The organism is Paraneptunicella aestuarii, from assembly GCF_019900845.1.
GTDB classification, from domain to species: Bacteria; Pseudomonadota; Gammaproteobacteria; order Enterobacterales; family Alteromonadaceae; genus Paraneptunicella; species Paraneptunicella aestuarii.
Map to the genome: position 1 here is coordinate 3,558,543 of NZ_CP074570.1, position 12,084 is coordinate 3,570,626.

Genomic DNA, 12,084 nt, shown 5'->3' on the forward strand with positions numbered 1-12,084 from the left:
ATGACTAACAACAATTTCTCTTCAACCGCAGCATTTTTATGGTCAGTCGCCGACCTTCTTCGTGGTGATTTCAAGCAATCTCAATACGGGCGCATCATTCTTCCTTTCACACTGCTAAGACGCCTGGAATGCGTACTTGAAGCGACAAAACCCGAGGTGCTGGCAAAATACGAAACAGTAAAAGCCATGCCCATTGAAGCGCAAGACAAACTGCTCACCCACACAGCACAGTTAAGCTTTTACAACACCTCAAAAATGGATTTAAACCACCTTGGTGAAACCAATGTGGCGAATAACCTTGAGCGTTACATTCAGTCATTCAGCCCGAACGCGCGTGAGATATTCGAGCACTTCGACTTTTTCAACACCATCGACAAACTGCAAGAAGCCGATCTGCTATACAAAGTCGCCAAGCGTTTTGCCACCACCGACCTGCACCCAAACACCATCAACAACTACGGCATGGGGTTAGTGTTTGAAGAGCTGATCCGACGCTTTGCCGAAAGCTCCAATGAAACCGCCGGGGAACACTTTACCCCACGGGATATTGTTGAGCTGACCACCTCATTACTTTTCACCAATGAAGAAGAACTCACCAGCTCTGGCCTGGTGCGTTCCATCTACGACCCTACGGCGGGCACGGGTGGCTTCTTGTCATCCGCGATGGAATATGTTCACACGCTCAATGACAGAGCCGCTTTATCAGCCTTTGGTCAAGAGCTAAACCCGGAGTCCTACGCCATCTGTAAAGCGGATATGCTGATCAAGGGGCAAAAGGTCGATAACATCAAGCTGGGTAATACCCTATCGAATGACCAACTCCGCACAGAAAAGTTTGACTATATGCTGTCAAACCCACCGTTTGGCGTAGATTGGAAGAAGATCCAAAAACACATCAACGACGAACACGTTGAAAAAGGCTTTGAAGGCCGATTCGGCGCAGGTTTACCACGCGTGTCTGACGGCTCATTACTGTTCTTGCTACACCTTATCAGCAAAATGCGAAGTACAGGACGTACAAGTGTCGCGCCAGGCAGGACGCCGGAAGCGACCGAAGTAACAGGACGTACAAGTGTCGCGCTAGGCAGGACGCCGGAAGCGACCGAAGTAACAGGACGTACAAGTGTCGCGCCAGGCAGGACGCCGGAAGCGACCGAAGTAACAGGACGTACAAGTGTCGCGCCAGGCAGGACGCCGGAAGCGACCGATAGCGAAACAAAAAATAGCGGCTCACGTATCGGTATTATCTTAAACGGCTCACCCCTTTTTACTGGCGGTGCGGGTAGCGGGGAAAGTGAAATCAGACGCTACATTCTGGAAAACGACCTGCTGGAAGCCATTGTGGCACTGCCGACCGATATGTTCTACAACACAGGTATTGCCACCTACATTTGGGTGTTATCCAACCATAAGCCAGCCAAGCGCAAAAACAAGGTGCAGCTAATTAATGCCGCAAAAGAACGAGCCAAAACCAGTGGACGTGGTCGCGGCTCTTCGCTAAGTACAGGCGGTGAAGTGAACGGTGGCTCTTCACAAGAGAATGAAAATGTCTTCTATGCCGCCATGCGCAAATCATTAGGTAGCAAGCGCAAAGAACTCACGCCAGAGGCGATTGATATCATAGTGAAAACCTACGGTGAATTTGCAGAAAACGCATTTAGTAAAATTTTCGATTACCAAGCCTTTGGCTACCGCCGAATTACCGTTGAACGCCCACTGAAATTAGCGATTTACCCCAAAGATGCACAACACATTGAAGCCCTGCAAGCCGATAACGCATGGGCAAAAATGGATAACACCACACAGCACGCCATCCTTGACGCCCTTGCATCCTTTGAACAAGAGAAATACTTGTCTCGTGACAAGTTCCTCAAGCAACTAAAAGCCAAACTGACAACAGTAAAACTCAGTGCCGCACAGCTTAAACTGATAGTAAAACACCTTGGTAAGCACGACGACGAAGCAGAAGTGTGTAAAACCCAAGGTCAAATTGAAGCCAACCCGGATCTGCGTGACTTTGAAAACGTCCCCCTCACTGAAACCGTGGAAGATTACTTTGCCCGTGAAGTGCAGCCGCATGTGCCCGATGCATGGATAGATAAAAGCAAAACCGATCCTAAAGATGGCGAAATCGGCATAGTAGGATATGAAATCCCCTTTAACCGCCATTTCTACGTATATGAACCACCAAGATCATTAGAAGAAATAGATGCGGATTTGGATGCGGTATCGGCTGAGATTATGCAGCTACTGCAAGAGGTGCATTCATAATGACAGGACGTTATAAAGCGTATCCAGAGTATAAGGACTCAGACGTAGAATGGCTTGAGAAGCTCCCTACACACTGGGGTTCAAAAGCTCTCAAATTTCTATGTTCATACAATGATGAAGTTATCAGTGAGACAACTGATTATGATACAGAAATTGAATATGTTGATATCGGCAGTGTATCTGCTGTTGAAGGTATTTTTAAAACGGAAAAAATAGCTTTCGGAAAGTCGCCATCTAGAGCAAGAAGAATTGTTCGTGATGGTGATGTAATTGTATCTACAGTGAGAACGTACTTAGAGGCAATAGCCCCCATAGTAAAGCCACCTGAAAATATGATTGTATCAACAGGTTTTGCAGTAATTCGGCCTAATAATCAGATAGAAAAAAGGTTTGCAGCGTATTGTCTGAGGGCAAAAGGCTTTATTAGAGAAGTTGTCTCTCGTTCAGTAGGTATTAGTTACCCCGCTATCAATGCTTCAGAATTGGTAAAAATCAATGTCCCGAATCTCCCATACCAAGAACAACAAAAAATAGCCAACTTCCTCGATCATGAAACCGCCAAAATAGACACATTAATTGCCAAGCAAGAAAAGCTGATTGAGCTATTAAAAGAAAAACGCCAAGCGGTAATCTCTCACGCCGTCACTAAAGGACTTAATCCTGATGCACCAATGAAAGATTCTGGCGTGGAATGGTTGGGAGAAGTGCCAGAGCATTGGGAAATTGCCCCTATCAAGTATTTGATAGAACTCACTCCGAAAAAATCTCAAATGAAGGCTAAATACTCAGACTTTTGCAATTTTGTTCCCATGGAAAAGCTTAAACAAGATATTCTGATTTTGGATGAGCAAAGAAAAATATCTTCGGTCTACGACGGTTATACATACTTTGAGAATGAAGATATTTTGATGGCTAAAGTAACTCCATGTTTTGAAAACAAGAATATGGTGGTAGCCCGTGGACTGTTAAACGGAATTGGTTTTGGTTCATCTGAAATCTATGTGCTGCGTTGCAATAGAAAAGTGCTCAATGACTTCTTATATTATCGATTACAAGAAGATAGTTTCATGAACATAGCAACAGCTGCGATGACTGGAGCTGGTGGTTTAAAGCGTGTACCCGCAGACGTAATTACTAATTATCAAGTAGCTCTACCGCCAATTAAGGAACAAATTGAAATAACTCAAGATTTGAAAAATAAGCTAGGGAGTTTTGATGTGCTTATGGATAAAGCTTGTGGGGGTATCGAGCTAATGAAAGAACGCAAAACCGCTCTTATCTCCGCCGCCGTCACTGGCAAAATTGATGTGCGAAATTGGGAGTCTACTCAGTGAAACATAATCGTGCCGAAAGCCTTGCAGAATTTATAGCTATTTGCTCGGAAATAAAGGTAAAAGAAGACCATACACTGTTTTTTAGAGGACATGCTTCTCACACGTTTATTTCATTGCCCACGGTTTTTCGTAATCAAAACGATGATCCCGCAAATCAAAAATATGTTATGAGGGAAGAAGAGTTATTTCATAACTTAATTACACGATGCCCGGAAGAATTCAAAAACTGTGCCTCAACATTTGATTGCCTAGTAAAAATGCAACATTATGGTTTGCCAACTCGGTTGCTAGATATTACAAGTAACCCTTTGGTAGCCCTTTATTTTGCCACTGAAGAATATGGGTCAGGCGAGGCAAAATTTAACTCTACAGATGACATTGGGGAGTCAGATTTAGACGTTGATGGTGGGAAATTATCTAACTCAGAGGAAATGCCTTTTGAGACTGATGAAGTAGCAGCAGATGATGAACCAATACATATTTCTGACGGTGATGCTCGTGTACTTATTTATCAGGTACCTAATGATGAAGTGATGTATTACAACAGTGATCTTGTCTCAGTGATCAGCAACCTAGCCAAAATGAATAGACACTTCGATCTCGACAAGACGCAATATAAAACTCAGTTATTACACGCTATACAATCTGAAAAGCCTTATTTTAAAGGTGATATCAAAGAACGGGATCTTGAGTCAGTCGTGTGTGTAAAACCAAAACTTGATAACAAGAGAATAATTAAACAAAGTGGGGCATTTTTTCTATTCGGTATGGGGACTGACAAAACCGTCCCCACTCGTATTCCAGAAAAGTACCGTGCAAATGTAAAACATATTGATATTCCCACAAAAGCAAAAGCCCAGTTAAGACAACAACTCGAAATATTGGCTATTTCGAAAGCTACCTTATTTCCTGAAATAGATAGTGTTGCAAACTTTCTAAAATCCGAACCGCTGATTATCACAACGACCAAAGATATTTTGGATAATGAAGGTCTTAAAGAAGAGAACCTGCATAATAGTATTGAACTGCTTTCTGCATCTATTAGAGATAAACTGTCTGGTAATCAAATACTTGAAGAGCAACTTAGAAGTAATTCTCAGTCGCAAGCAATGAGAGGTTTTTTTGCAGATTTAATGGATGCCGCTTTAGCAGAAAGTTTAGATACCCATTATGACATTGCAGTAAAAGTTATTTCCGACCCCGAACTTCAAAGAAAAGTTGAAAATCTGGTTTATGAAAAACTAATGCATGATTTATAACAGGCTCAAACCACCTAAGTTTTTCAAAGGGAAAGCACATGAATGACTTAATACATGCCCCCAAAGGACACTTCATTCTTTATCAAGATGAAGAAGGGCAAGCAAATGTTGAGTGCTTATTTGCGTCCGACACCCTATGGCTAACGTTAACTCAGTTAGCAAGCTTATATGGTCGTGATAAGTCGGTTATCTCCAAGCACCTCAAAAACATCTATGCCGAGGGCGAATTAGTACAAAATTCAACCATTGCAAATTATGCAACGGTTCAAACAGAAGGCTCCCGGGAAGTTGAGCGACATTTAGAATATTACAATCTGGAAGCCATTTTAGCGGTGGGTTATCGCGTCCGTTCCAAACAAGGAAGACTGTTCCGTCAGTGGGCTACCCGCACGTTGCAAGAATACTTAACTAAAGGTTTTGTTATGGATGACGAACGCCTGAAACACCCTGATAACAGCCAATATTTTGATGAATTGCTTAACCGCATCCGTGATATTCGCTCATCGGAAAAGATCTTCTGGCGCAAAGTGTGTGATATTTATGCCACCAGTATCGACTATGACGGTAAGGCTGAAACCAGTATGCAGTTTTTCGCTCAGGTGCAAAACAATAAAGCAGCCCAACCCCATGTTGAATTAGCTACTGCCATCCGATACTTTATGGCTTACGCAACCAATACTTACCGGATAATTTGCCAATAAGGATGACACGAATGAGCCAGGATTTACCATTTAATAACCCGCTACTGATAAATGACGTGACTCGTTTGGTTCGTCAGGCCAAACAACGTGCGGCGGTGGCAGTGAATAATGAAATTACTTTACTGTATTGGCAAGTCGGCAACCGCATTCAGCAAGAAGTGTTAGGCGGTAATCGAGCTGATTATGGCAAACAGGTTTACGCGACATTGTCAAAATCACTCACGGCTCAATTTGGCCGTGGCTGGAGTGCGAGAAACCTGGCTCAAATGGTTAAGTTTGCAGAGGTATTTACCGATGTTCACATTTTGCAGACAGTGTCTGCAAAATTGTCATGGAGTCATTTTGTAATACTTTGCAGTATTGATGACGCTATTAAGCGCGATTTTTACACCAGCATGGCCATTCAAGAGCGCTGGTCAACCCGAACGCTGGATGAGCGTATTGGCGCATTATTATTTGAACGTACTGCAATTTCTAAAAAACCCGATGACACCATAGTGACCGAGCTTACTCAGTTAAGAAATTCGGGTCAGTATCATCAGGATTTATTGCTAAAAGATCCCTATGTGTTGGACTTTTTAGAGCTGAACGACCGCTATCTGGAAAAAGATCTTGAAGATGCAATCCTCAGAGACATCGAGCAGTTTTTACTCGAATTAGGCGCAGGCTTTAGTTTTGTCGCAAGGCAAAAACGAATTCAGGTAGATAATGATGATTTCTATATCGACCTGCTGTTCTACAACCGAAAATTAAAACGTCTGGTAGCGATTGATTTAAAACTTGAAAAATTTAAGCACACTCACAAAAGCCAGATGGAGCTTTACCTTAATTGGCTTAAAAAGTACGAGACCGAAGAAGGTGAAAATCCGCCTCTTGGTATAATATTATGCTCCAGTAAAAAGCAAGAACAAATAGAACTGCTTGAAATGGAAGGGAGTGATATTCACGTGGCAGAGTATTTAACTCGCTTGCTGGATGTTGAACTACTAGAGCAAAAGTTACAACACGCTATTACCAACGCCAAGCAAAGATTAGAACAAAAGAAATAAGCTTATGACCCCTGAAAAAACCGTCAGAGAGCAGCAATTCCAAAACGACATTCTTGACCAAATGCAGTCTCATGGTTGGTTGTTAGGCGAATCGAACAAATACAATAAAGCGCTGGCGCTTTATCCTGATGATGTGATCACTTTTGTGAAAGCCTCACAGCCCGAGCAATGGGATAAATTAGCGCAACACTTTCCAGAAACCGAACGTAACCCCAATGCAACGGCTGAGGCGCTGCTTAAGTCATTAGAGCAAGCGCTTAAAAACGAAGGGACGCTGTGGGTGTTGCGCAACAAAATCAGTAACCGTGGTGCCAGGTTTAACCTGTGTAGCTTTAAGCCGGATCACGATTTAAACCCAACGGCGACCGCCCGTTATCAGCAAAATATATTGCGGGTCGTGCCTGAACTGACGTACTCGCCCAATGGCTATGAGGGTCGATTAGACTTAACCTTGTTCGTTAACGGTATTCCTGTTGCTACGTGTGAGCTTAAATCGGAATTTAAGCAGTCGATTGATAGCGCCAAAGTCCAGTATATGAAGGACAGGCTGCCGAAAGATCCCAAAACGCGCAAGCCAGAGCCACTACTCACCTTTAAACGGGGTGCATTGGTTCACTTTGCGGTAAGCCAATACAATGTAGCGATGACCACTCGCCTGGATGGCAACAAAACCTTTTTTCTCCCCTTTGACCAAGGCACACGCGATGGCGGCAAGGGCAACGATGTTCCAGGCTCTCTATCCGCTGAGGGCTCTTATGCCACGTCTTACTTATGGAACGAGATTTTCCAAAAAGATAACCTGTTAGTTATCTTAGGCCGATACATTCACCTAGAAGTAAAAGACGTTGAGGATCTGGACGGCTCCATCACTCAAAAAGAAACCCTGATTTTCCCGCGTTATCATCAGTGGGCGGTGGTATCCCAGCTACTCAAAACCGTAGACAACGAAGGCACAGGGCATAAGTACCTTATTCAACATAGTGCTGGTTCTGGTAAATCGAATTCGATTGCGTGGTTGTCGCACCAGTTAGCGTCCAAGCATTACTACACTGCACATCCCGAGCTGAATAAACAAGCTGGAGATAAGGTTTTTGATTCAGTGATTGTTATCACTGACCGAACGGTATTAGACAGCCAGTTACAAGACACCATTTATCAGTTTGACCATAACGAAGGCATGATCGCTCGTATTAACAGGGAAGAGGCTTCTGGTAGTAAATCGAGTCAATTAGCAAACGAACTCAAAGCAAGCACCTCGATTATTATTGTCACGATCCAAACCTTTCCTCACGTTTTAGACGCTATCCGCAAAGACGCAACCCTTGCCGGACGAAGCTATGCCGTTATCGCAGATGAAGCGCACTCTAGCCAGACAGGGCCAACGGCGCGCAAGCTGCGTGAAGTGCTCATGGCAGTGAAAATCGAGAGCGAGCTATCCGGCGAAGACGAGCCATCCAGTGAAGACGAGCTATCCAGTGAAGATATCCTGCGTTTATCACTGGAAGCCCGCAAAGGTTCCAATAAACTCAGCTATTTTGCGTTTACCGCTACGCCAAAGGCGAAAACAATAGAACTGTTTGGTCGTAGACCCAATACCGATGAACCCGCAAGCGACACCAATAAGCCGCAACCTTTCCACGTTTACTCAATGCGCCAGGCCATTGAAGAAGGTTTTATTCTGGATGTTCTGCAAAACTACACCAGTTATCGAGTAGCCTACCAGTTAGCGCATAGCAACCCTGACTCAGATCACGAGGTAGACAGTAAGAAAGCGGCTTCGAAAATGGCAAAGTGGGTAAGGCTGCACCCTTACAATATTGCGCAAAAAGTGGAAACCATCATTGAGCATTTCAATAGCAAAATTAAGCACTTGCTGGGTGGTGAAGCCAAAGCCATGGTTGTGACCAGTAGCCGCTTGGAAGCAGTGCGCTATAAGCTCGCCTTCGAGAAATACGTGCAAGAAAAAGGCTACAAAGACGTTAATGCTATGGTGGCGTTTTCTGGTGAAGTGAATGATCCAGACTACTCTCTGCTGCATGGAAAGGATCATGCTTTTACCGAAATCAATATGAACCCGAACCTGCGCGGGCGAGATATGCGTAAAGCATTCGATAGCTCGGATTATCAGGTGATGCTGGTGGCGAATAAATTCCAGACAGGCTTCGACCAACCCAAATTAGTGGCGATGTATGTTGATAAGCCCTTAAAAGGCGTTGAGTGTATCCAGACCCTTTCACGGCTAAACCGCACCTACAAAGGTAAAGACAAAACCTTTGTGCTCGATTTCGTCAATGATCCTGAAGAAATACTGGCTGAGTTTAAACCTTACTTTAAAACCGCTGAGCTGGCGGGTGTATCCGACCCCAACATCGTCTATGAACTGATGAAAAAGCTGGATAGAGTCGGTATATATCAATGGCGAGAGGTTGAGGCGTTTGTAGAGGCGTACCACAACAAACGAGCGAACCAGGCTAAACTAGCGAATATTGTTAAGCCTGCCGTGGATCGTTTTTCGGTGCGCTATAAAGAAGCGTCACAGGTGCTGCAATCGGCACAAGCGGAATTGTCTCGGGCAAAAATGGAAAGCGCCTCACAAAAAGAACGCGATAAGAAAATCAAGTTTGCAGAGAACAGCGTGAAACACGCCAAAGAAGCCAGGGACATTCTTGAAGTGTTTAAGAAGGATTTACTCTCTTTCTATCGCTATTACGAGTTTACTTCTCAAATCGTCAATTTTGATGATTATGAGCTGGAGAAACTGAGTATTTTCGCCAAACATCTTTATCCGTTGCTTCGCCTTGATGTGGTGGAAGATGACATTGATTTGTCTGATGTTGTAATGACGCACTACCGACTGCACGAGCAGCGTGAAGCCAGTTTGCAACTTGGCAGAAAAGTTGGTGAAAAAGTTGGTGAAGAACCTCCCTCTTATCTCCCAGCCGCAAAAGAAGGCACTGGTGCAGTACCCAAAGATCCCAAAACGGAACTACTTAACGACATCATCCAACGAATGAACGACTTGTTCATCGAAGATGGTTTATCTGAAAATGACATGCTCAATTACGCCAACACCATTGCTGGCAAGATCTCGGAAAATGAAGTAGTGATGGATCAACTGCGCAGCAACACCAAAGAACAAGCAATGCTCGGCCAGTTCCCGACTTCAATCAACAATGCCATTATTGAAAGTATGGATGTGCATAAGGATATGGCGATGAAGCTTCTGTCGAATGAAGCGATAGCAAAAGGCTTTGCTGGACTGATGTTTGATATGTTGATGAAAGGGCTTAATAACCCGGCAATAGATAAAAGCGTGGATTAATGAGTCATCAATCAGAATATGCACAGGATATCTGACGCTCTTGATATCTGACAAACCTACCTCTAAGGAGCTAATAACCCCTTGAGAATATTCACCAAACAGGGGGCAAAGGGCTCTAATTTGCCTCTAACAGGATGCTCAAATTGCTCAAGCAAGATCGTCAGAATATCATCGTCTTCGTTTGATATATCTTCTGGATCCGTCCCTTCTTGGTAAAGAAGCCCGCTAATCAGTTTCTTACGCTTTTCTATCAAGGCTCGGTTTTTCGATGCACAATCACCAAGGTTCAGTACATTAATCGTTGTTTTTGCTCGTTCGGTTAACCCCTCAATTTTGCCGCTAAGCCTGAACCTGAATTCCGTTTCGCATTCATTCATCAAAGGGGTGAGTGGTAAGTGCTGCGCTTTGTGTGAATCATCACATTGATTTCTCCTGGTGCAGCTGGCAACAATATTCGAATAATCAACACTCAGTTTTGCTCCATGCACTGGAGCTGAGCGAGGAACAACATGCTCATTCATAGTGTCGGCTGATTCACCAGAGATCCTGCCGCAGCAGTAAGCACATAAATAATACTGCTCTGACGCACAACTTCGGCGAATATCTTGTCGGATATCCTGCCTTTCTTGCCGCTCTAGATCGTCATAAATGCCACCTGGATTACTCCTTTTCCACAAAGCCAGGCTAGCGGGTTCAGTCCCTTTGTCTATTTTTCTCACTACGCAACTCCTGTTTACGCATTAGTATTCTGGCTTTGCTTATTTCGGTATTGTCGTTAGGCAAATCGGCTTCCAATACTGTTAACAATGCTCGTGCACGATCAAAATCGCTGTCTTGAATGGCATCCAATAAATCATTTAACAGTTCGTCCACTTTTTCATTTCTAATGCTGGTGTCCATGGCTTCCAGAAGCACTTCGTTTGCATCTTTGCCATAAAATGAGGGAAGCGGCTTGGCCTCATGATCTTCCAATGAATAAACCAGCACATCCTTAACGTCACTGATAACCAAAGGAGAATGCGTCGATAATATAAATTGAATGTTCGGAAAGGTGTCGGTTAGACGCTGTATGATTTTCCTTTGCCAGGTTGGGTGCAAGTGCATATCGACTTCATCAATCAACACAATACCGTCACCCAGCAGAGGGTTTTTCAACCCCGGGTTCATCATTGCCAACCGACGAGCAATATCACCAACAAGGGCTAACAGCGATTTTTCCCCCTGAGACATTTGAGCAACGTTCAAGCGCTTACCATTCTTCTCAATCGACATATGCAGCCTTGGCTTTCTACGTACTTTTAAATCGGAAAAACCGGGCATAAAGTTACTAATGGCTGTTCGTACTGCGGTGAGTTGTCGGTCTTTCGACGAAGCCTTCAGCTCCGCAAGTTTGTCCCAAAGCTCACCGCCGGTGTTGATTCCAAGGGCTTTTCCTATGGCTTCAATGGCTTCATCGTTAATACTTGATTCATTTTCTGAATCTTCCCGTTCTCTAAACCATTCAAAGAAACGTCTAAAATCAACCCCCTGACTTAACGAATTGTCGTAACCGTCAATTTGCTGAAAAGAATGCTTGCCTTTGATTTTTATTGGAACTTCAATAACGACCCGCTCAACCGAATAAAAAGCCAATAATGGCAAACTCACGTTTTCATCTTGAGTGTATTGATGTCGATAAGCGGCAGCGAGTTGCGACAAATCGGTCAGTTCTGTTGCCACTGTTCCATATTTGCCACTTTTAGTTCTGGCAATAAACCAGTTTGTAACAAACTGATCCTCAATTAATTCGCCTTCTGGAACACCAGCCTGAAGAGGTACATTAACCAAGGAACGCGCCTGGGTATTACCATACTTATCCATCAAGGTTATCGCGATCCCGGCTTCATTACTGTCATTATTGATTGCTATATCGAGAATAGGGCTGCCATTGCCTTTTTCAGATTTAACCCGGGATATAAACCAACTTAACGCTGTTGATATAGAGCGTAATAATGATGTTTTACCCGAACCATTGTTGCCAATGAAAACCGTGACATTCCCCGGATACTCCGCCATTGGAGCCAGAGAGATATCGAGGTTTTTAAATCCTCCAATATTGAGCAAACTGATCTTTTTAATTTCCATTCTTCAACAACAGGGCAAGTTCTT

Annotated in this window: 8 protein-coding genes; 6 read left to right on the forward strand and 2 right to left on the reverse strand. The window is 43.8% G+C overall.

Features of this window, described 5'->3' with window-relative positions; all coding sequences use genetic code 11:
- The 6 genes from KIH87_RS13510 to KIH87_RS13535 are packed head-to-tail and all read left to right on the forward strand — an operon-like array spanning position 1 to position 9,936.
- Positions 1-2,271: a type I restriction-modification system subunit M gene (locus KIH87_RS13510; protein WP_232358391.1), complete on the forward strand. Its 2,271-nt coding sequence runs from the start codon at positions 1-3 to the stop codon at positions 2,269-2,271.
- Positions 2,271-3,605 (forward strand): restriction endonuclease subunit S, encoded by a 1,335-nt coding sequence (locus tag KIH87_RS13515; RefSeq protein ID WP_232358392.1) that lies wholly within the window; start codon positions 2,271-2,273, stop codon positions 3,603-3,605. Before KIH87_RS13510 ends, KIH87_RS13515 begins: the two co-directional genes overlap by 1 nt.
- Positions 3,602-4,864, forward strand: coding sequence for an FRG domain-containing protein (locus KIH87_RS13520; RefSeq protein WP_232358393.1), 1,263 nt, complete (start codon positions 3,602-3,604; stop codon positions 4,862-4,864). The genes KIH87_RS13515 and KIH87_RS13520 overlap by 4 nt, the downstream gene beginning before the upstream one ends.
- A 38-nt stretch (positions 4,865-4,902) precedes the next feature.
- A complete protein-coding gene (rhuM, locus tag KIH87_RS13525) occupies positions 4,903-5,565 on the forward strand; it encodes a RhuM family protein (RefSeq protein WP_232358394.1) in 663 nt (220 codons plus the stop codon).
- Positions 5,566-5,576: 11 nt separating this feature from the next.
- Entirely contained in the window at positions 5,577-6,614 is a 1,038-nt protein-coding gene (locus KIH87_RS13530; RefSeq protein ID WP_232358395.1) for a PDDEXK nuclease domain-containing protein, read from the forward strand.
- 4 nt (positions 6,615-6,618) lie between these two features.
- On the forward strand, positions 6,619-9,936 hold the full coding sequence (locus KIH87_RS13535) for a type I restriction endonuclease subunit R (RefSeq protein WP_232358396.1): 3,318 nt from the start codon (positions 6,619-6,621) through the stop codon (positions 9,934-9,936).
- 62 nt (positions 9,937-9,998) lie between these two features.
- Here the strand turns inward: KIH87_RS13535 and KIH87_RS13540 are convergent, their stop codons facing one another.
- Both KIH87_RS13540 and KIH87_RS13545 read right to left on the reverse strand, forming a co-directional pair.
- The gene (locus tag KIH87_RS13540) at positions 9,999-10,655 is read right to left on the reverse strand and encodes an HNH endonuclease family protein (protein ID WP_232358397.1); all 657 of its coding nucleotides are present in this window, start codon (positions 10,653-10,655) and stop codon (positions 9,999-10,001) included.
- Complete coding sequence (locus tag KIH87_RS13545; protein ID WP_232358398.1) at positions 10,630-12,060, reverse strand: AAA family ATPase; 1,431 nt, start codon at positions 12,058-12,060, stop codon at positions 10,630-10,632. The genes KIH87_RS13540 and KIH87_RS13545 overlap by 26 nt, the downstream gene beginning before the upstream one ends.
- Between the last annotated feature and the right edge of the window lie 24 nt (positions 12,061-12,084).